The organism is Pseudomonas sp. KCJK9111 (assembly GCF_046231935.1).
Lineage (GTDB): Bacteria > Pseudomonadota > Gammaproteobacteria > Pseudomonadales > Pseudomonadaceae > Aquipseudomonas > Aquipseudomonas parafulva_B.
Map to the genome: position 1 here is coordinate 1 of NZ_JBJJMO010000077.1, position 18,962 is coordinate 18,962.

The window sequence follows — 18,962 nt, forward strand, 5'->3', positions numbered from 1 at the left end:
CAGCTGGCGCTTGCAACGCGCATCGGGCTCGTCACGGTCCCGGGTCGGCACTGCGAGACGGCCCTTGGCATCGAGACTGACGGCATTGGCTCCGCGAAACACGGCTGCGATTCCCCACAATATTAGCTTTTTTGTGTCAGAAAACCCACTTCATCCCACTTTCTGCCACTTGCGCACACTATAGGAATCCGCCCGCAGCACCGTCAAGGCACGTTCGGAAGGAAAAGCCTTACATGACCGAGATTTAGCGCGTTAAAGGAATGTGGAAAGACTATCTGGGGAATAAAAAAACTTGAGAAATCAAACGCGCACAACCCGATGCGGGCCGAACTTAAAGTGATTTATCAAGAGTAAGATTTTTTCGGCATTACCAGATGAGATCTGCTATCGATTCAAGCAGGAGGGAAAAGGTGGAGAGTCGATCTGTAAGCCGGGTTTTGTCGAGGACAGTCATTCCTCTACGACGGCCATCACTGGACGCCTCTAGCAACCTACCCGGTTCCGACGCGGGCCACGCCTGATGGAACCCTATTTGGTCTTGCTCCGAGTGGGGTTTACCTAGCCACGGGCTGTTGCCAGCCGTGCGGTGCGCTCTTACCGCACCTTTTCACCCTTACCGGCACCGAAGTGCTTAGGCGGTTGTTTTCTGTGGCACTTTCCGTAGGCTCGCGCCTCCCAGGCGTTACCTGGCACTCTGCCCTGCGGAGCCCGGACTTTCCTCCCCCCGCCAGCACACCGCAATGCGGTGGAACTTAAACGGGCAGCGACTGTCCGATCGACTCTCCGGCGCAAAGAGTACCGGCAGATGCTGCCAAGAACAAGCGTTACCGCCTTTTATATCAATTAGCCACTACTGCGCTTTCTGTTTTTCCAGTGCAACTTGATACAGCAGGTTCTTGCGTACGCCTGTTATTTCCGACGCCAGCGCCGCTGCCCGCTTGAGCGGAAGCTCGGCCAGCAGAAGGTCAAGTACTCGCTGCGCTTCGGTGCCGATACCCTGTTCGCCTTCCGGCGCGCTCCAGCCGCCTACCAGTACCACACACTCGCCCCGCTGCTGATTGCTGTCGCCGGCAACGAACGCATGTAGCTCCGACAAAGGCAGGCCCTTGAGGGTTTCAAACGTTTTGGTGATTTCGCGCGCCAGCACCGCTGGACGGTCTGCGCCAAACACCGCCTGCATGTCGTCCAGGCACTCCAGGATGCGATGCGGTGCCTCATAGAAGATCAAGGTACGCGGCTCCTCCTTGACCTGTTCCAGACGGGCGCGGCGCCCCGCTGTCTTGGCGGGCAGGAAACCTTCGAAGATGAAGCGATCCGAAGGCAAGCCTGCCGCTGACAGTGCGGCGATCAAGGCACAGGCGCCAGGCACCGGCACCACGGGCACACCTGCAGCGCGAGCCTGTCGGACCAGGTGATAACCGGGATCCGAAATCAGCGGTGTGCCTGCGTCAGACACCAGCGCCACATCGTCGCCGGCCAATAGCCGGGTCAGAAAGCGACCACCCTCATCCCGCTCGTTATGTTCATGGCAGGCGGCCAGTGGTGTGTCGATGCCGAAGTGTTGCAGCAGGCGGATCGAATGGCGCGTGTCCTCGGCAGCGATCAGTGACACGCTTGCCAGCACCTTCAGCGCCCTGGCACTCATGTCATCAAGATTGCCGATAGGCGTTGCCACCACATAAAGCGTTCCCACTAGGGCGGTCGAAGCCCCGGCCACATCAGTCACTGCACGCACCTGCCATTGAAATCAAAGCAGGCATTGTAGCCCGAGCACCCGCAACAGCGCGCAAAGAAGTTGAACGCCGCTGCGCCACAGCAGGCCTATAGTGAAGCTTCCACACGGCGACATCGCGCCCCGGCCAGCGCTTGGGTACAATCGCCAGCCAACTTGATCGAGTAACAGGACAATTACATGATCGCCTGCCTGCGGCTGCTCACAGCCTTCTGTCTCGCTGCCCTGCTGGCAGCCTGCGCCAGTTCGCCCTCATCCAGCCTTGGCGAGCTGCCCCGTACGCCGGATGCCAGCATCGAGCAACTGCTCGAACGGGCGACCTCCAGCAAGTCTGCCGAAGAGGCCGCACTGCTGCGCCTGAGCGCCGCAGACATGGCCTACCAGCAGAAGGACTTCCCGCGCGCCGCACGCATTCTCGAACAAGTCCAGGTAGACACGCTCAAGCCCGCCCAGCAGGTGTTCGCCGTCACGCTGACCGCCGAACTTGCCATGAGCCGCAACCAACCCAAGGCTGCCTTGAGCGCGCTGCAGCACCCCAGCCTGCAGCACGTGCCCGAATTGCCTGCGCAACAGCAGGTGCGCACCTATTCGGTACATGCCGCCGCTCTGGAGGCCGACGGGCAGGCCATGGCCGCTGCCCAGCAGCGTGTGCTGTTGGCACCGCTGCTCAGCGGGCAAGCCGCCAGCGCCAACCACGATGCCATCTGGTCACTTGTCGCCTCGCTGTCGACCGAGCAGCTGCAACAGCCCGCCAACGATCCGGTCCTGGCGGGCTGGTCCAGCCTCGCCCTGGCCGTCAAGGGCGCCGGCACCCTGGAGCAGCAACAGGCAGCCATCGACGACTGGGTCAAACAGCACCCGGATCATCCTGCCGCGAAACAGTTGCCCACTGCCCTCACCAAGCTCAAGGAACTGGCTAGCCAGCCTCTGACGCGTATCGCCCTGCTACTTCCCCAAGAAGGCCCATTGGCCGGTGTGGCGCGCGCGCTGCGTGACGGGTTCATGGCCGCCCACTTCCAGGCCCAGCAATCCGGGCAGCCCGCCCCGTCCGTGCAGATGGTCGACAGCTCCCGCATAGGGTCGCTGGACGACTTCTATCGCCAGGCCCAGGCCGACGGCGTGCAGCTTGTCATTGGCCCATTGGAGAAACCCCTGGTCAAGCAATTGGCTGCCAAGCCGCAGCTTCCGATCACCACCCTGGCACTGAACTACGCCGACGCGGGTCAAAAGGCGCCGCCTCAACTGTTCCAGTTCGGCCTTGCCGCCGAGGACGAGGCACGCGAGGTGTCCCGCAGGGCCCGCGCAGACGGCATGGTCCGCGCCGTTGCCATGGTGCCGAGCGGTGAATGGGGCGATCGTGTCCTGGCCGCGTTCCGTCAGGACTGGGAGAGCAACGGCGGCACACTGCTGGCTGCAGAGCGTATTGCCCAGCCCGTGGCACTGGCCCAGCAGATTGCCGACCTGTTCCAGCTGCGCCAAAGCGAAGGGCGCGCCAAGAGCGTGCAAAGCACCGTGGGCGGCAGCATCGCTGCCCAGCCGGCACGTCGCCAGGACATCGACTTCCTGTTCCTGGCAGCCACCCCACAGCAGGCACAGCAGATCAAGCCGACGCTGAACTTCCAGTACGCAGGTGACGTGCCAGTCTACGCGACCTCCAACCTGTACAGCGCCAGCGGCGATGTGAACCAGTACAACGACATGAACGGCATCCGTTTCTGTGAAACCCCATGGTTGCTCGACAGCAGCAACAGCCTCCGCCAGCAGGTGGTACAGCAATGGCCGCAAGCGGCGGGCAGCCTGGGCCGCCTGTATGCCATGGGTGTAGACGCCTACAGCCTGGCCCCGCGCCTCGGTCAGCTCAAGGCCCTGCCGGACAGCCGTATCCAGGGCCTGTCTGGCAACCTCGGCATCAATGCCAGCCAGCGCGTTGAGCGTCAGTTGCCGTGGGCAGAGTTCGCCGGCGGCCAGGTCAAGCGCCTCCCTGATACGCCCCGCTGATGACCGCTGCCTCGCCAAGCCATGCTGGGCAAGCGGCGGAAAACCATGCCCTTGAGTACCTTCAAGGGCATGGCCTGAAGCTGATTGACCGCAACTGGCGATGCAAAGGAGGCGAGCTTGATCTGGTCATGCTCGACGCCGATACAGTAGTATTCGTCGAAGTCCGCTATCGATTGCATGCGCATTTCGGTGGCGCCCTCGGCAGTATCGATCAGCGCAAGCAGAAGCGGCTGGTGCTTGCCGCCAGCCTGTTCCTGCATCAGAAACCTCAATGGGGCAACTGTCCTTGCCGCTTCGATGTGGTCGCCCTTCAAGGCAGCCACCATGCTGGCAAGCCGCTCGAATGGTTGAAAAACGCCTTCGAATGCTGAACCCACTTCGTTCTTTTTGCTCTATGTTTCGCGGGCTGATTACCGTCGCGTGCCGCGACGGCCTCCGCCCCATTTAAGGTCACCAGATGGACATGCAATCCCGAATCCGCCGGCTGTTCCAGGCCAGCATCGATACCAAGCAACAGGCAATGGACATCCTGGCACCGCACATCGAGCAGGCCAGCCTGGTCATGGTCAACGCACTGCTCAACGAGGGCAAGATGCTCGCGTGCGGCAACGGCGGCTCGGCCGGCGATGCGCAACATTTCTCTTCGGAGCTGCTCAACCGCTTCGAACGCGAACGCCCCAGCCTGCCAGCAATCGCGCTGACCACTGACAGCTCGACCCTGACCTCGATTGCCAACGACTACAGTTACAACGAGGTGTTTTCCAAGCAGATCCGCGCCTTGGGCCAACCCGGGGATGTTCTGCTGGCCATCTCCACCAGCGGCAATTCCGCCAACGTCATCCAGGCCATCCAGGCCGCACATGACCGCGAAATGATTGTCGTAGCATTGACGGGCCGCGACGGCGGGGGCATGGCCTCGCTATTGCTGCCAGAGGACGTCGAGATTCGGGTACCCTCGACGGTGACCGCTCGCATCCAGGAAGTCCACCTGCTGGCGATCCATTGCCTGTGCGATCTGATCGACAGCCAACTGTTCGGGAGTGAAGAATGACCCCTATGCGCATTGGCCTCGTGGCCTTGACCTTGTGCCTGAGCGTCACCGGCTGCAGTTCGGTACTCAACTCTGCTCGCAATTCGCCCATCGAGGACGACCGGGGCACTCGCACCATTGGCAGCAAGATCGACGATTCACTGATCGAGACCAAGGCATCGGTGAATATCGCCAAGGCCAGCCCGGACCTCGACAAGGGCTCGCACATCGTCGTCAGCAGCTACAACGGCATCGTTCTGTTGGCTGGCCAGACGCCCCGCGCCGACCTCAAGAGCCTTGCCGAGCAGACGGCCAGCCAGGTCCAGCGCGTCAAGAAGGTGCATAACGAACTGCAGGTCATGCAGCCCTCCTCCATCCTGGCGCGCAACAACGACGCGTGGTTGACCACCAAGATCAAGACCCAGATGCTGGCCGATACAGCAGTACCCAGCTCGCGGATCAAAGTGATCACCGAGAATGGCATCGTGTACTTGTTGGGGCTCGTCACCCAGCAGGAGGCCAATGCCGCCACTGCCGTCGTGCAGAGCGTCTCTGGTGTGCAGAAGATCGTGAAACTGTTTGAGTACATCGACTGAGCACGCGAGGCCGCGTAGAACACGCGCACCTAGCCTATTGCCAGTGCTAAAAAGGCGATCCTTGCGGATCGCCTTTTTTTATTTCACCACTTTCAAGCTTGGCCGACCGCTCGGGCGCGGGGGTTGCCCGCCGCCTTCTGGCGGCCCATCATCCTCAGGCTGCTCCTGATCGTCCTCGATTTCCTCGTCCTCCATCATCGAAGACTCCAACTCAAAGACCATGCCCTGGCCATTTTCGCGGGCATAGATACCCAGTACCGCGCCAATGGGCACGAACAACGAATGGGGCACGCCGCCAAAACGGCCTTCGAAGCTGACGGCGTCATTGTCCATGTGCAAACTGCGCACAGCGCTGGGCGACACATTCAGGACGATCTGGCCATCACTGGCAAAACCTTCCGGCACCTGTACTTTCGGGTACTCGGCATTGACCAACATATGGGGTGTGCAATCGTTGTCGACGATCCACTCGTACAGTGCTCGAACCAGATAGGGGCGACTGGAGTTCATCAACAGCTCCTCAAAGCGTGCGCATTTCGCGTTCAACGGACGACAGGCTTGCCTGGAATGACTCCCGGGCGAACTGTCGCTCCATGTAATCCAGCAGCGGCTTGGCTTGCCGCGGCAATTCGATACCCATCATTGGCAGACGCCAGAGTATGGGCAGTAGACAGCAATCGACCAGGCTTTGCTCATCGCTCATGAAACAGGCGAACTCGCCAAACAGCGGTGAGACACCGGTCAGGCTCTCGCGCAGCGTCTTGCGAGCCTCTGCACGGGCAGCCTCACCGGTGCGTGGGTCGAGAATCTGATCAGCCAGGCTGCACCAGTCACGCTGGATACGGTGCATCAGTAACCGGCTATTGCCACGCCCCACCGGGTAGACCGGCATCAGCGGAGGATGCGGATAGCGCTCCTCCAGGTACTCCATGATCACCGACGACTCATACAGGACCAAATCCCGATCAACCAAGGTCGGCACGCCGCCATACGGGTTCAGTTCGGCGAGCCGCGGCGGAATCTTGTCGGTATCGACGTCGGTGATGTGCGCGTCAACGGCCTTTTCGGCCAACACAAGGCGAACCCGATGCGAGTATTGATCGGCAGGGTCGGAATAGCAGGCTAACCCATTGGTTACGCCCATGTAGCGCCTCCTCTCGAGGGATGCTTGTAAAACTGCAAATGAAAACGCGCCTGTGGCGCACTGGCATAACTACCAGTGCGCCACAGGCGCGTTCAACAACCAGAGGTTACTGCGTGATCAGTGCACGTCCTTCCAGTATTCACGCTTGAGCAAGTAGGCGAATACGAAGAAGAAAGCCAGGTACAGCAATACGTAGGTACCAATGCGCTGGCTTTCCAGTTTGACCGGGTTGGCCGAATAGGCCAGGAAGGTCACCAGGTTCTTGACCTTCTCGTCGAACTGCTCGGTGGTCAGGGTACCGGAATTCGGCGTGATGGTCAGCTGATCGCAGGCTTCATGGGTCAACGGCGTGCCGGTCAAGGGGTCAAATTGTTTCTTGCCATCCACCACCGTCTGCACCTGCTTGCAACCGATCACCTGGTTTCCCTGCAGGCCAACCAGCACGTTCGGCATGCCGACGTTCGGGAAGACCTTGTTGTTCACACCGTAGGGCCGCGATGGGTCTTCATAGAAACTGCGCAGATAGCTGTACAGCCAGTCGGCGCCTCTGACCCGTGCCACCAGGGTAAGGTCGGGTGGCGCGGCACCGAACCAGGTCTTGGCATCGCTGGGTTTCATGCCAATCTGCATGTGGTCGCCAATCTTGGCCCCGGTGAACACCAGGTTTTCAAGCATCACGTCGTGGGGAATACCCAGGTCATCGGCCACCCGCTCATAGCGCTGGAACTTGGCACTGTGGCACCCCATGCAGTAGTTGGCGAACGTGCGCGCACCGTCCTGCATCGCTGCCTTGTCGCTCAAGTCGATATCGACCTTGTCCAGTTCCACGCCATGCTCTGCAGCAAGGGCGAATGCAGGCATCACTGCCAGGAGAAATACAGCAATCAACTTTTTCATCAGCCAGTCACCCTTTCCGGAACCGGTTTGGTCTTCTCGAGCCTTGTGTAGAACGGCATCAGCAGGAAGTAGGCGAAGTACAGGAACGTGCACACCTGCGACAGCAAGGTACGCCCAGGCGTTGGCGCCAGTACCCCCAGTACGCCGAGGACGATGAAGGCGACGCAGAACACCAGCAGGAAGAGTTTGCTTATCCAGCCCTTGTAGCGCATGGAGCGAACCGGGCTGCGGTCCAGCCAGGGCAGCACGAATAGCACGGCAATGGCTGCACCCATGGCGATCACGCCCATCAGCTTGTCCGGTACGGCGCGCAAGATGGCGTAGAACGGCGTGAAGTACCACACTGGCGCGATGTGCTCGGGGGTCTTGAAGGCGTTGGCCTGTTCGAAGTTGGGTTTTTCCAGGAAGTACCCGCCCATTTCCGGGAAGAAGAACACCACGGCACAGAACACGAACAGGAACACGACCACCCCGACGATATCCTTGACGGTGTAGTACGGGTGGAACGGAATACCGTCCAGCGGGATACCGTTTTCGTCCTTGTGCTTCTTGATGTCGATGCCGTCGGGGTTGTTGGAGCCGACTTCGTGCAGAGCCAGGATATGCAGCACCACCAGGCCCAGGATGACGATCGGCAAGGCCACCACATGCAGGGCGAAGAAGCGGTTGAGCGTGATGCCCGAGATCAGGTAGTCGCCGCGAATCCACTGGGTGATGTCATCGCCGATGACGGGAATGGCCCCGAACAACGAGATGATCACCTGCGCACCCCAATACGACATCTGCCCCCATGGCAGCAGGTAGCCCATGAACGCTTCAGCCATCAGCGCCAGGTAGATCAGCATGCCAAACAGCCATACCAGCTCCCTGGGCTTTTGGTAAGAGCCATACAGCAGGCCGCGGAACATGTGCAGGTAGACCACGATGAAGAAGGCCGACGCACCCGTCGAATGCAAGTAGCGCAGGATCCAGCCGTACTCCAAGTCACGCATGATGTATTCGACTGAGGCGAAGGCCTCTTCGGCCGAAGGCGTGAAACTCATCGTCAGCCAGACCCCGGTGACGATCTGGTTGACCAACACCAGCAAGGCCAGGGAGCCGAAGAAGTACAGGAAATTGAAGTTCTTGGGCGCGTAGTACTTGCTGAGGTGGTCTTCCCACATCTTGGTCGCAGGGAAACGCGCGTCGATCCAGTCCATGAACTTGCTCATCATGCGTTCTCCTGGTCGATACCGATGACGATGATCTCGTCGGACTCGTAGGCATGGGGCGGCACCGGCAGGTTCAGCGGTGCCGGCTGCGACTTGTACACTCGCCCTGCCATGTCGTAGTGGGAACCATGGCACGGGCAGAAATAGCCTCCGACCCATTTGGGACCAAGGTCCACGGGGGCCACTTCCGGGCGGAAGGTGGGCGAGCACCCCAGGTGCGTGCACAGACCAACCAGCACGAGGATCTCCGGCTTGATGGAGCGCACTTGCGGATCGACGTAGGTTGGCTGATCCGATGCCTGGGAATCAGGGTCTGACAGTTCGCCGGTGATTTTCTTGAGGTTGCCGAGGATCTCAGCCGTTCGCCGCACGATGAACACAGGCTGCCCTCGCCATTCTGCGACCATCTGCTGCCCTGGCTCGACCTTGGCGATGTTGACCTTTACCGGTGCGCCTGCAGCTTTCGCCTTGGCACTGGGGAACCATGACCCCACGAACGGTACCGCAGCCCCCACTGCTCCCGCTGCCCCGACCACGGATGTCGCGGCTACGAGGAAGCGGCGCCGGCCTGCGTTGACGCCGTCATTGCTCATTCAGTCCTCTCCCATCAGCTTGCTTGGCCTGTTGAACCAGGCTCGTACCTACGTTGTGTCTGTGGCGCTAAAAATTGGTCGCCATGGTAAGTAACAAAACCACACACTGACAAGGTGATTACCGGGCTGCACGGCCACTACCCACGCTTTGCTTGATCTACGTCTATGGGAAAGGCGCTCACCGACGAGCGGGTAAATTATTCAAGGCAAAAAAAAGCCCGGTTCCAAGGAACCGGGCTTTTTTCGACTGCCGAAGCGGTATTAACGCTTGGAGTACTGAGGACGCTTACGCGCTTTACGCAGACCCACTTTCTTACGCTCGACTTCACGAGCGTCGCGGGTGACGTAGCCAGCACGACGCAGAGCGCCACGCAGGGTTTCGTCGTATTCCATCAGGGCGCGGGTGATACCGTGACGGATCGCACCGGCCTGACCGCTGACACCACCACCGGAAACGGTGACGTAGATGTCGAATTTCTCAACGCTTTCGGTCAGCTCGAGTGGCTGGCGAACAACCATGCGAGCGGTTTCGCGACCGAAGAACACGTCCAGAGAACGGTTGTTGATGGAGATGTTACCAGTACCCGGACGCAGGAATACGCGAGCGGTTGCGGTCTTGCGACGGCCAGTGCCGTAATTTTGAGTCGCCGACATAATGAACTATCCCGTTAGATCTTCAGTTCTTGAGGCTGCTGAGCAGTGTGTGGGTGAGCAGCACCCGCGTACACTTTCAGCTTACGGTACATGTCGCGACCCAGCGGGTTCTTCGGCAGCATGCCTTTGACCGCAGTCTCGATAACACGCTCAGGGGCCTTGGCGATCAACTTCTCGAAGTTGATTTCCTTGATACCACCTGGGAAACCGGAGTGGGAGTAGTACATTTTGTCGGAAGACTTGGCACCCGTCACACGAACCTGCTCGGCATTGATGACGACGATGTAGTCGCCGGTATCAACGTGAGGGGTGTATTCTGGCTTGTGTTTGCCACGCAGACGGCTAGCGATTTCGGTAGCCAGACGACCCAGGGTCTGGCCAGCGGCGTCGACTACGAACCACTCGCGCTTTACTGTTTCCGGTTTAGCAGTAAAAGTTTTCATTCTCTAAAGCCTCAGAGGCCGCCCAGCGAAAAATAGACGGCGAATCTTACTGGATAGTGCACAGCTTGCCAAGGGCAAGCGCGCAGCCGAACGCTGACGCTTTTGGGGGCTCGGGTCAGGCACGCCAATGTTCGACGGGGTTCTTCCTGCGTGATGGTGCATCACTTCCGCCACGCGGAGAGGGGCTGAATTATCCAGATTGCGGGAAAAATATCAACCTGCTTTGATGAATGACCATAGCCAAGGAGCAAGCAACCGATGGACTACCGTCAGCTGGGTCGCACCGACCTCCAAGTCAGCGCGCTGTGTCTGGGCACCATGACCTGGGGCGAGCAGAACGATCAGACCCAGGCATTCGAACAGATTGCCCGGGCCAAGGCCGCGGGCATCAACTTCATCGATACCGCCGAGATGTATCCGGTACCCCCGCGGCCGGAAACCTATGCCGCTACCGAGCGCATCATCGGTAACTGGTTCGCCCGCCAGGGCGATCGGGACGACTGGGTACTGGCCAGCAAGGTGGCCGGCCCCGGCAATGGCATCAGCCATATCCGCGACGGTCAACTCAGGCACAACCGGCAACACATCGTCGCGGCACTGGAAGAGAGCCTGCGGCGCCTGCAGACCGATCGCATCGACCTCTACCAGCTGCACTGGCCTGAACGCAGCACCAACTTCTTCGGCAAGCTGGGCTACCAGCACCTGCCCCAGGACCATTTCACGCCACTGGAAGAAACCCTGGAGGTGCTCGACGAGCAGGTGCGCGCGGGCAAGATCCGCCACATCGGGCTGTCCAACGAAACCCCCTGGGGCACCATGAAATTCCTGCAGCTGGCCGAAAGCCGTGGCTGGCCTCGGGCCGTCTCCATCCAGAACCCCTACAACCTGCTCAATCGCAGCTTCGAGGTGGGGCTTGCCGAAATCGCCATCCGGGAGCAGTGCGGCCTGCTGGCCTACTCGCCCTTGGCCTTTGGCATGCTCTCGGGCAAATACGAAGGCGGCGCCCGCCCGGAGAAGGCGCGACTGACCCTGTTCAGCCGCTTTGCCCGCTATTCCAACCCACAGACGGTGGCCGCTTGCGAACGTTATGTACAGCTGGCCCGTGAACACGGTGTCGATCCGGCGCAGATGGCCCTGGCCTTCGTTACCCGTCAGCCATTCGTGACCAGCAACATCATCGGCGCTACCAGCCTCGAGCAACTGGACAGCAACCTGGCCAGCCTCGAACTCACCCTCGATGACGAGCTGCTGGCAGCCATCGAGGCCATTCATCAGGACCAGCCCAATCCCGCGCCCTGAGCACGCACCCGACGTCGCTTGCTTCACGGGCTTACCCGTGCAGCGGGCGGCGCGATCTACCAGGCTAGACACGACCCGTAAAAAATAAGACGATCCAGCCAGTGATTGACCACTCCATCCTATAAGAACAATGACAATGATGTTTACCCAACCCTCCGCGTCGTTGCGGCGCGTCAGCATCCTGGCCATTGACAAGGTATTCGCTTCGACCTTGATGCAGGCCAAGGACTTCTTTCACCTGGCCAGCTTGCGCTACGGCAAACAGTTAGGCCTGGGCTTGCAGCCCATGTTCGAGATCCACCTGGTCAGCCCTGACGGGTTGCCGGTCGAGAGCTTCAGCAACGTGCAGCTGCCGGTGGACGGCGGCCTGGATGATGCCGACGTGATCATTCTTCCGGCGTTCTGGGACGATTTTGACAACCTGTTGCAACGTTATCCGCAGGTGCTGCCCTGGCTGCAGGCACAGCATGCCCGGGGCGCCGTGCTTTGTGCAGAGGCCAGTGGCGTGTTCTGGCTGGCCGAGTCAGGCCTGCTCGACGGCAAGGAAGCGACCACGTACTGGCGTTTCTTCGACAGTTTTGCCGAGCGCTTCCCGCAAGTACGCCTGACCCAGGACAAACACCTGACCGACGCCGACAACCTGTACTGCGCCGGCGGCACCACATCGGCCTGCGACCTGTACATCTACCTGATCGAGCGCTTTTGCGGGGCCAATGTGGCGCGGGCCGTCTCGCGCGACATTCTGTACGAAGTGCAGCGCAACTACACGCCGGGACGCATGGGCTTTGGCGGCCAGAAGCTGCACCAGGACCTGATCATCCTGCAGATCCAGCACTGGCTCGAAGAGCACTTCGCCGACAAGTTCCGCTTCGAGGACGTGGCCCGCAACCACGGCATGAGCATTCGCAACTTCATGCGCCGCTTCCAGGGCGCGACCGGGGACAAGCCGTTGCATTACCTGCAACGCTTGCGCATCCAGACGGCCAAGGGACTGTTGTCGAGCACGCGCAAGAGCATCAAGACCATCAGTTATGAGGTGGGCTATGACGATGCCAGCTTCTTTGCCCGGCTGTTTCGCCAGCACACCGACCTGTCGCCGAACCAGTATCGCCAGCAGTTCATGCAAGAAGCCTGAGCGCAATCGGGCTGCCTGACAGCCCATCGCCGGCAATCAGGCGGTGGACTGCCAGGCAGCCCCAGGGCCTCAAGGCTTGTGCGCGCGGGACAGGAATTCGTGGGACTGCATTTCCAGCAGTCGGCTCAGCGTGCGCTGAAACTCGAAGCTCAGGCGCCCACCGGTATACAGGTCCTTGAGTTCCACCTCGGCCGAGATGATCAGCTTGACGTTACGGTCATAGAACTCGTCGACCATGTTGATGAAGCGACGCGCGATGTCATCGCTTGCCACGCCCATCTGCTCGACGTTGCTCAGCAGGACCGCATGGAAGATCTTGCCCAGTTCGATGTAGTCGTTCTGGCTTCGCGGCCCATCGCACAAGGCGCGGAAGTCGAACCAGGCCACATCGTCGCAGGTGCGCAGCGCCTGAATGGGACGGTTCTCGATCATCAGCACGTCGTTCTCGACCGCTGCAGTGCACTCGGGCGTCAGCGCCTTGAAGCTGGCACGCATGCTCTGCTGCGCCGCTTCGTCGAGCGGGTGATGGAACAGTTCGGCCTGCTCAAGGTGGCGCAGGCGATAATCGACACCGCTGTCGACGTTCACCACATCGGTGTACTGCTTGATCATGGCGATGGCCGGCAGGAAGCGTGCACGTTGCAGGCCATCCTTGTAGAGGCCGTCTGGCACGATGTTGGAAGTGGCCACCAGGGAAACGCCGTTCTTGAACAGCTCCTCCATCAGGGTGCCCAGGATCATGGCGTCGGTGATGTCCGAGACGAAGAATTCGTCGAAGCAGATCACCTTGGCCTCATCGCTGAAGCGCTTGGCAATGATGGTCAGGGGGTTCTTCTCGCCCTTGAGGGTTTTCATCTCTTCGTGGACACGCTTCATGAAGCGGTGGAAGTGCGTGCGCATCTTCTGCTTGAACGGCAGCGCTTCGAAGAAGGTGTCGACCAGGTAGGTCTTGCCTCGCCCTACCCCGCCCCAGAAGTACAGGCCCTTGACCGGGGTCTGCTCCTTCTTGCCGAACAACTTGCCGAATACACCCGGCTTGTTGTTCTGGGCCTGCACCAGGTCATCGTACAGGCGCTGCAGGTGACGCACCGCAGTTTCCTGCGCCGCGTCATGAAAGAAATCGGGACGTTTCAGATCTGCTTGATAGCGTTCTAGGGGAGTCATGATTCGTTAGCGAGGCAACAAAAAACGGGCCGTCACTGTAGCGAGCGGCCCGCCTAATGGCAATGCGACTTGCGTCAATATGCCCCATACCGGTAACCAGAGCCCGATGATAGTGCCCTGATCACCGTGCCAGAGGGCGGGCACATTCCGCCCGTCGGTCAGTCCTGTTGCGGCTCAAGCGCTGCACGAAGACGCTCGATGGCTGCATCACGGGCTTGTTCGCTGTCGAACGAGGCACCGTCGGCAACCGGCTCACCCTTGAGCCACACACCAAAGCCCAGCCCCTCGGCGCGGATATCGATCCCATCGCCTTGCTGCAACTGCTTGCTTGCGGCACCGGCGCTCTTGCCATCGGCAAAGCTGCGGGACAACAGCAGTTGCTCGCCATCGGCGGCCAACAAGCGGAAGCGGAAGCTGCCGTCTTCATCCCGGAAGCTGACAAAGCGCGCGCTCTTGGCGACCTTCTTCTTGACGTTCGCCGTGGTCTGCACGCTGCTGCGGAACGAACGCAGGCCAACGGCCTCGCGCAATTGCTCCAGGAACGGCGTGGCGATGGTGCGCGCCTTGGCCGCGCCTGCCAGGAGGATGTCCTCCAGGTCCGCAGGCCGGGCGATCAGCTGATGGTAATACTCGCGCTTTTCCGCCAACTGGCCATCGAGCAGTTGGAACAGGCGCTGCTTGGCTTCGCCCCAACCCAGGCCCTGCTCCAGCTCGGCTCGGAACTCGGCGCACTGTGCAGGCGTGGAGAAGGCCTGGAACAGCGTGAACAGGTGCGCGTCGTCCGGGTTCTTGGCTTCACCCGGCGCGCGCGAGTCCGTCACGATGCGCGAAATGGCATCCTTCATGTCCTTGGCGCTGGTGAACAACGGGATGGTGTTGTCATAGCTCTTGGACATCTTGCGCCCATCCAGGCCGGGCAAGGTGGCCACGCTTTCCTCGATGACCGCTTCCGGCAGTGCGAAGAACTCATTGCCCTGGCCGAACAGGTGGTTGAAGCGCTGGCCGATATCGCGGGCCATTTCCACGTGCTGGATCTGGTCACGGCCAACCGGCACCTTGTTGGCGTTGAACATCAGGATGTCCGCCGCCATCAGCACCGGGTAGCTGAACAGGCCCATGGTGACGCCGGCGTCCGGGTCTTCGCCGTTTTCGACGTTCTTGTCCACCGATGCCTTGTAGGCATGGGCGCGGTTGAGCAAGCCCTTGGCCGCAACGCAGGTCAGCAGCCACGTCAGCTCGGGGATTTCCGGAATGTCGGACTGGCGGTAGAAGGTCACCTTGTCCGGATCCAGGCCACCGGCTAGCCAGGTGGCGGCGATTTCCAGGCGCGAGCGCTGGATGCGCAGCGGGTCGTCGCATTTGATCAGGGCGTGGTAGTCGGCCAGGAAGTAGAACGAGTCCACGCCAGGCTGCTGGCTGGCTCGGATGGCCGGGCGGATGGCACCGGCGTAGTTGCCCAGGTGCGGAGTGCCGGTGGTCGTGATACCGGTAAGGATACGCGTGGTCATGGGTGTTCGCTTATTCAGGCTTGGCTCAGTTCGAAAGGCGTGGCAGCAGCAGATCCTTGAGGTCGGTCAGCTTGCCATGGAAGAAGTGTCCGCATTCTGCCACTTTCAGCAGCTCATGGGGGCGCGACAGGCTGTCGGACCACTCGTAAACCAGCGTCGGTGAAACGACTTCGTCGGCATCGGGCTGCACCAGGGTCACCGGGCACCGTTGCGGCACGGGAAATTGCTCGGTCAGGCGCATGACGGCCGGGGCGATCATGAACAGATGCTGCAAGGCTACGCCTTCGGCTTCCAGGCGGCCAGCCAGGGCGGTCGCCACGAAGCCGCCGAAGGAAAAGCCCATCAGCACCAAGGGCAGCCCGGGATGCGCGGCCCGCAGCCAGGCGGCAGCGGCTTGAGCATCAGCCACCTCGCCTTGTCCCATGTCATGGCTGCCGGCACTCTGCCCGACGCCGCGGTAGTTGAAACGCAGGGTCACATACCCGGCATCCCGGGCAGTGCGTTGCAATGTCGAAACCACCTTGTTGAGCATGGTGCCGCCCTGGACCGGGTTGGGGTGACAGATCAGCACGGCGCCACGGGCGTCTGCCACGTCCAGGTAGAGGGCTTCGAGCGGGCCACTGGGGCCGTCGATGAACAGAGGGGTTTCGCGGACAAGCAAGGCACTACTCCGTGACCTTGGGGGAGGTCGATTCGTCTAGGTGAGGAATTCTGTTCTGATTTGCGATCGCTCGCGGTATACAGCGCAGGTCTGAGCCGTTAACGTAAAGCAAAGCCGTTTATAGAGGAAGGACTCGTGGAACTCTCGCTCCTTGTTTGGTTGTTGCCTACCCTGGCCCTGGTCATCGGTGTGGTCGTCGGTTTCGTCGTGGCGCGCCTGTTGCCCAACGCTGCGCCCAGCAGCAGCCAGCGCCAGCTCGATGACATCCAACAGCGTTTCGACAGCTACCAGAACCAGGTGGTGACGCATTTCAACAGCACCGCCGTACTGGTCAAAAAGCTCAACCAGAGCTATCAGGATGTCCAGGATCATCTGGCCGACGGCGCCAACAACCTGGCTCTGGACGAAGTGACGCGCCAACGCCTGCTGGCAGCGCTGCACTCGGAAAGCTCCCACGGTCCGCACAGTCGCCTGACGCCGCCCAGAGACACCGCCGAAGTGCCGCGCGACTATGCACCGAAAACGCCCAACTCACCGGGCATGCTCGACGAGAGCTATGGTCTGAAGCACTGACATTGAAAAGGCCTCGAAAGAGGCCTTTTCAATGCACGATTACCGTCAATCCAGGCTTCCCCCGCAGTCGCGCTTGCTCGACCCCACCTCATGCGCCAGCGCGCAACGCCTGGCGTACGTCTGCCAGCAGGTCCTCGACATCCTCAAGCCCTACCGATAGACGCACAAGCCCCTCGGAGATACCGTGCTGCGCCCGCTCTTCGGGCGTATAGCTTGAGTGGGTCATGCTTGCCGGGTGCTGGGCCAACGACTCGGCATCACCCAGGCTCACAGCGCGCGCGAACAGGCCCAGCGCATTCATGAAGCAGCGTCCGGCGCCAAGGCCGCCCTTGAGTTCGAAGGCGATCATGCCGCCGGGCAGGCGCATTTGCCGCTTGGCCAAGTCGTGCTGCGCAAACGACGGCAAGCCTGGATAGTGAATCAACTCCACCTGCGGCTGACGCGACAGGTAGTCGGCGATTTGTTGGGCATTCTCGCAATGCCGGTCCATGCGCAGGGCCAGGGTCTTGATGCCGCGCATCAGCAGCATGGCGTCCTGGGGTGACAACACCGCCCCGGTCATGTCCTTGAGCCCCTGCAGACGAATGCGATCGACCAGTGCCTGGCGACCCACCACCAGGCCGGCGGTGATATCGCCATGGCCGCTAAGGTACTTGGTGGCCGAATGCACGACCAGATCAGCGCCCAGTTCCAGCGGCCGTTGCAGGTAAGGCGTGCAGTAGGTGTTGTCGACCACCACCAGCACATCGCGGCCGCGCACCGCTTCGGCCACAGCGGCAATGTCGACCAGCCGCATGGTCGGGTTGGCGGGGGTCTCGAAGTAGATCATGCGCGTCTTGTCACTGAGCGCGGCGCGCAGCGCATCGGCATCGTTGAGGTCGACGTGGCGGATCGTCACGCCAAACGCCCCGATGCCATGGTGCATGAAGGCAAAGGTGCACCCATACACGGTCTGCCCGACAATCAGCTCATCGCCCGGGCGCAGCAAGGTCCAGAGCGTGGACGTGATGGCGCCCATCCCCGATGCCAGCGCAAGGCCCGCCTCCCCGCCTTCAAGCGAAGCCATGCGCGCTTCGAGCAAATTCAGCGTGGGGTTGGAGATACGGCTGTAGAAATGTCCGGCCTGTTCACCGGCAAAGCACGCCGCGCCGTATTCGACGGTGGGAAAGGCATAGGTAGCGGTTTGGTAGATCGGTGGTACCAGTGCGCCGCCGTGCGCGAGCGGGTCGTAGCCGTGATGGATGGCACGCGTTGAAAAACCGTTGTCGTGACGGGAGTCGCGCATGGCAACAGCCTCTTGTTGGTTGATCTAAGCTTATGCCACTGCAACCCAAGAATTTTTCCAAAATGACCAGCCCAGCAGCGCTGCTTTGGAACAAAAACAAGAACCGTGAATACTTGAGGGCAAAGCATGCCTGCACCCCTGGACCGCATCGACCGCGCACTGCTCGCGGCCTTGCAGAATAATGCCCGCCTCACCGTCGCCGAGCTTGCGGACCTGGTATCGCTGACCACTTCGCCATGCTGGCGCAGGGTCAAGCTGCTGGAAGAGAACGGTTACATCACTGGCTACCGGGCCACACTTTCACCCAAGTCGCTTGGGTTCGGGGTAACCGCCTTCGTCAGCATCATGATGGACTCCCACACCAAGCCCATGGCGCTGGCGTTCGAGCAGCGGCTGATGGAGATACCCGAGATTGTGGCCTGCCATAACATTTCCGGGCGGTACGATTTTCTGCTGGAAATCGTGGCCAAGGACTTAGAGGCCTTCGGAGAATTTGCCCGTGAGGTGCTTCAGCGTCTGCCGGGAGTGAAGGAAATTTATTCGAGCTTTTCCTACAAGGCGGTGAAGGAAAGACGAGTGATACCTGTGTCGGAGAAGCATATCTAGGCTCTGTGTGAAAAGCCTTGATACTCGGTGATGCTGGGTTGGAAACAGCCTGGATCGCCAGCCCGGTCGGAATGCTCCATTACAACCCGTAAAGTCGAACGCGACTCCGACCGTTCCTCGGCTGTTTTCGCCTTGCCTGACCTTCGTCTCAAGACTTTTCATACAGAGCCTAGGACAAGTTCCGAGCGATAAACAATGCCCGCAGCCGCTTTTGACGCCCGCCAGCCTAACCAAATGCCTGCTTGACCAAGTTGTCGAACAGGCTGTAGGCCGGCAGCGCTTCACGACGATGATCCTCATCGCTGGTGTCCAGAGGTGTGACAGCATCCCTCCGGATATTACCTGCTATTCAGCCCCGTGACCGACACTGAGGCCTATGAGATTCTAAAAGTTATAAAAGTGTGATGGCAGGTGAACGGAAAAGGAGATTTAA

20 protein-coding genes, 1 other RNA gene and 1 pseudogene are annotated in these 18,962 nt (G+C 60.5%); 8 read left to right on the forward strand and 14 right to left on the reverse strand.

Translation table 11 applies throughout. The features are described from left to right. The 3 genes and pseudogenes from ACK59L_RS19295 to rsmI all read right to left on the reverse strand — a co-directional run. A pseudogene (locus ACK59L_RS19295) lies at positions 1 to 102 on the reverse strand (cell division/cell wall cluster transcriptional repressor MraZ); the annotation flags it as partial. 308 nt (positions 103 to 410) lie between these two features. After that, positions 411 to 783: RNase P RNA component class A (gene rnpB / locus ACK59L_RS19300), an RNA gene on the reverse strand. Between the two features lie 67 nt (positions 784 to 850). Next, on the reverse strand, positions 851 to 1,726 hold the full coding sequence (rsmI, locus tag ACK59L_RS19305; protein WP_409275424.1) for a 16S rRNA (cytidine(1402)-2'-O)-methyltransferase: 876 nt from the start codon (positions 1,724 to 1,726) through the stop codon (positions 851 to 853). Positions 1,727 to 1,912: 186 nt separating this feature from the next. Between rsmI and ACK59L_RS19310 the strand changes: the two genes are divergently transcribed. The 4 genes from ACK59L_RS19310 (at position 1,913) to ACK59L_RS19325 (ending at position 5,356) form a co-directional block, all read left to right on the forward strand. Continuing rightward, on the forward strand, positions 1,913 to 3,730 hold the full coding sequence (locus tag ACK59L_RS19310; RefSeq protein ID WP_409275426.1) for a penicillin-binding protein activator: 1,818 nt from the start codon (positions 1,913 to 1,915) through the stop codon (positions 3,728 to 3,730). Continuing rightward, positions 3,730 to 4,101 (forward strand): YraN family protein, encoded by a 372-nt coding sequence (locus ACK59L_RS19315; RefSeq protein WP_196135103.1) that lies wholly within the window; start codon positions 3,730 to 3,732, stop codon positions 4,099 to 4,101. The genes ACK59L_RS19310 and ACK59L_RS19315 overlap by 1 nt, the downstream gene beginning before the upstream one ends. An 86-nt stretch (positions 4,102 to 4,187) precedes the next feature. Next, positions 4,188 to 4,781 (forward strand): phosphoheptose isomerase, encoded by a 594-nt coding sequence (locus tag ACK59L_RS19320; RefSeq protein WP_012274070.1) that lies wholly within the window; start codon positions 4,188 to 4,190, stop codon positions 4,779 to 4,781. Next, entirely contained in the window at positions 4,778 to 5,356 is a 579-nt protein-coding gene (locus ACK59L_RS19325) for a BON domain-containing protein (RefSeq protein WP_023534459.1), read from the forward strand. Before ACK59L_RS19320 ends, ACK59L_RS19325 begins: the two co-directional genes overlap by 4 nt. A 78-nt stretch (positions 5,357 to 5,434) precedes the next feature. On the opposite strand, the gene ACK59L_RS19330 is transcribed toward ACK59L_RS19325, so the two are convergent. The 7 genes from ACK59L_RS19330 to rplM form a co-directional block, all read right to left on the reverse strand. After that, complete coding sequence (locus tag ACK59L_RS19330) at positions 5,435 to 5,866, reverse strand: ClpXP protease specificity-enhancing factor (protein ID WP_196135104.1); 432 nt, start codon at positions 5,864 to 5,866, stop codon at positions 5,435 to 5,437. Positions 5,867 to 5,876: 10 nt separating this feature from the next. Next, positions 5,877 to 6,500, reverse strand: a complete 624-nt coding sequence (locus ACK59L_RS19335) for a glutathione S-transferase N-terminal domain-containing protein (RefSeq protein WP_409275429.1) — start codon at positions 6,498 to 6,500, stop codon at positions 5,877 to 5,879. Between the two features lie 117 nt (positions 6,501 to 6,617). Continuing rightward, complete coding sequence (locus tag ACK59L_RS19340) at positions 6,618 to 7,397, reverse strand: cytochrome c1 (RefSeq protein WP_058604943.1); 780 nt, start codon at positions 7,395 to 7,397, stop codon at positions 6,618 to 6,620. After that, complete coding sequence (locus ACK59L_RS19345) at positions 7,397 to 8,608, reverse strand: cytochrome b (RefSeq protein ID WP_409275431.1); 1,212 nt, start codon at positions 8,606 to 8,608, stop codon at positions 7,397 to 7,399. Before ACK59L_RS19345 ends, ACK59L_RS19340 begins: the two co-directional genes overlap by 1 nt. Further along, positions 8,608 to 9,201 (reverse strand): ubiquinol-cytochrome c reductase iron-sulfur subunit, encoded by a 594-nt coding sequence (gene petA / locus ACK59L_RS19350; RefSeq protein ID WP_023534417.1) that lies wholly within the window; start codon positions 9,199 to 9,201, stop codon positions 8,608 to 8,610. Before petA ends, ACK59L_RS19345 begins: the two co-directional genes overlap by 1 nt. 261 nt (positions 9,202 to 9,462) lie before the next feature. Further along, on the reverse strand, positions 9,463 to 9,855 hold the full coding sequence (rpsI, locus tag ACK59L_RS19355) for a 30S ribosomal protein S9 (protein WP_003251821.1): 393 nt from the start codon (positions 9,853 to 9,855) through the stop codon (positions 9,463 to 9,465). Between the two features lie 14 nt (positions 9,856 to 9,869). Further along, positions 9,870 to 10,298 (reverse strand): 50S ribosomal protein L13, encoded by a 429-nt coding sequence (rplM, locus tag ACK59L_RS19360; RefSeq protein WP_003260798.1) that lies wholly within the window; start codon positions 10,296 to 10,298, stop codon positions 9,870 to 9,872. A gap of 258 nt (positions 10,299 to 10,556) precedes the next feature. Here rplM and ACK59L_RS19365 point away from each other — a divergent pair, with 258 nt between their 5' ends. Continuing rightward, complete coding sequence (locus ACK59L_RS19365; RefSeq protein ID WP_144964876.1) at positions 10,557 to 11,597, forward strand: NADP(H)-dependent aldo-keto reductase; 1,041 nt, start codon at positions 10,557 to 10,559, stop codon at positions 11,595 to 11,597. A 238-nt stretch (positions 11,598 to 11,835) separates the two neighbouring features. Continuing rightward, positions 11,836 to 12,732 carry a GlxA family transcriptional regulator gene (locus ACK59L_RS19370; RefSeq protein ID WP_409275439.1) on the forward strand — a complete coding sequence of 299 codons (897 nt, stop codon included), beginning with the start codon at positions 11,836 to 11,838 and terminating at the stop codon, positions 12,730 to 12,732. Positions 12,733 to 12,801: 69 nt separating this feature from the next. Here ACK59L_RS19370 and zapE read toward each other — a convergent pair whose 3' ends face one another. The 3 genes from zapE to ACK59L_RS19385 form a co-directional block, all read right to left on the reverse strand. Beyond that, positions 12,802 to 13,896, reverse strand: coding sequence for a cell division protein ZapE (gene zapE, locus ACK59L_RS19375; RefSeq protein WP_058637167.1), 1,095 nt, complete (start codon positions 13,894 to 13,896; stop codon positions 12,802 to 12,804). 158 nt (positions 13,897 to 14,054) lie between these two features. Beyond that, the gene (locus ACK59L_RS19380; RefSeq protein ID WP_409275434.1) at positions 14,055 to 15,404 is read right to left on the reverse strand and encodes a tryptophan--tRNA ligase; all 1,350 of its coding nucleotides are present in this window, start codon (positions 15,402 to 15,404) and stop codon (positions 14,055 to 14,057) included. A 25-nt stretch (positions 15,405 to 15,429) separates the two neighbouring features. After that, positions 15,430 to 16,065 carry an alpha/beta hydrolase gene (locus ACK59L_RS19385; protein ID WP_058604939.1) on the reverse strand — a complete coding sequence of 212 codons (636 nt, stop codon included), beginning with the start codon at positions 16,063 to 16,065 and terminating at the stop codon, positions 15,430 to 15,432. A gap of 135 nt (positions 16,066 to 16,200) precedes the next feature. Between ACK59L_RS19385 and ACK59L_RS19390 the strand changes: the two genes are divergently transcribed. Then, positions 16,201 to 16,638: a YhcB family protein gene (locus ACK59L_RS19390; protein WP_023534478.1), complete on the forward strand. Its 438-nt coding sequence runs from the start codon at positions 16,201 to 16,203 to the stop codon at positions 16,636 to 16,638. A gap of 88 nt (positions 16,639 to 16,726) precedes the next feature. Here ACK59L_RS19390 and ACK59L_RS19395 read toward each other — a convergent pair whose 3' ends face one another. Beyond that, the gene (locus tag ACK59L_RS19395) at positions 16,727 to 17,923 is read right to left on the reverse strand and encodes a methionine gamma-lyase (protein ID WP_409275437.1); all 1,197 of its coding nucleotides are present in this window, start codon (positions 17,921 to 17,923) and stop codon (positions 16,727 to 16,729) included. A 126-nt stretch (positions 17,924 to 18,049) separates the two neighbouring features. Here ACK59L_RS19395 and ACK59L_RS19400 point away from each other — a divergent pair, with 126 nt between their 5' ends. After that, complete coding sequence (locus ACK59L_RS19400; protein WP_144964881.1) at positions 18,050 to 18,529, forward strand: Lrp/AsnC family transcriptional regulator; 480 nt, start codon at positions 18,050 to 18,052, stop codon at positions 18,527 to 18,529. The last annotated feature ends 433 nt before the right edge of the window (positions 18,530 to 18,962 follow it).

Excerpts from the sequence above, each read along its gene's own strand:
- ACK59L_RS19325 (WP_023534459.1), top strand. The coding sequence starts at position 4,778 with ATGACCCCTATGCGCATTGGCCTCGTGGCCTTGACCTTGTGCCTGAGC.
- rpsI (WP_003251821.1), bottom strand. The coding sequence starts at position 9,855 with ATGTCGGCGACTCAAAATTACGGCACTGGCCGTCGCAAGACCGCAACC.
- ACK59L_RS19315 (WP_196135103.1), top strand. The coding sequence starts at position 3,730 with ATGACCGCTGCCTCGCCAAGCCATGCTGGGCAAGCGGCGGAAAACCAT.
- rplM (WP_003260798.1), bottom strand. The coding sequence starts at position 10,298 with ATGAAAACTTTTACTGCTAAACCGGAAACAGTAAAGCGCGAGTGGTTC.
- ACK59L_RS19395 (WP_409275437.1), bottom strand. The coding sequence starts at position 17,923 with ATGCGCGACTCCCGTCACGACAACGGTTTTTCAACGCGTGCCATCCAT.
- ACK59L_RS19345 (WP_409275431.1), bottom strand. The coding sequence starts at position 8,608 with ATGAGCAAGTTCATGGACTGGATCGACGCGCGTTTCCCTGCGACCAAG.
- ACK59L_RS19320 (WP_012274070.1), top strand. The coding sequence starts at position 4,188 with ATGGACATGCAATCCCGAATCCGCCGGCTGTTCCAGGCCAGCATCGAT.
- ACK59L_RS19330 (WP_196135104.1), bottom strand. The coding sequence starts at position 5,866 with ATGAACTCCAGTCGCCCCTATCTGGTTCGAGCACTGTACGAGTGGATC.
- ACK59L_RS19365 (WP_144964876.1), top strand. The coding sequence starts at position 10,557 with ATGGACTACCGTCAGCTGGGTCGCACCGACCTCCAAGTCAGCGCGCTG.
- ACK59L_RS19400 (WP_144964881.1), top strand. The coding sequence starts at position 18,050 with ATGCCTGCACCCCTGGACCGCATCGACCGCGCACTGCTCGCGGCCTTG.
- ACK59L_RS19310 (WP_409275426.1), top strand. The coding sequence starts at position 1,913 with ATGATCGCCTGCCTGCGGCTGCTCACAGCCTTCTGTCTCGCTGCCCTG.
- petA (WP_023534417.1), bottom strand. The coding sequence starts at position 9,201 with ATGAGCAATGACGGCGTCAACGCAGGCCGGCGCCGCTTCCTCGTAGCC.
- zapE (WP_058637167.1), bottom strand. The coding sequence starts at position 13,896 with ATGACTCCCCTAGAACGCTATCAAGCAGATCTGAAACGTCCCGATTTC.
- ACK59L_RS19340 (WP_058604943.1), bottom strand. The coding sequence starts at position 7,397 with ATGAAAAAGTTGATTGCTGTATTTCTCCTGGCAGTGATGCCTGCATTC.
- ACK59L_RS19335 (WP_409275429.1), bottom strand. The coding sequence starts at position 6,500 with ATGGGCGTAACCAATGGGTTAGCCTGCTATTCCGACCCTGCCGATCAA.
- ACK59L_RS19380 (WP_409275434.1), bottom strand. The coding sequence starts at position 15,404 with ATGACCACGCGTATCCTTACCGGTATCACGACCACCGGCACTCCGCAC.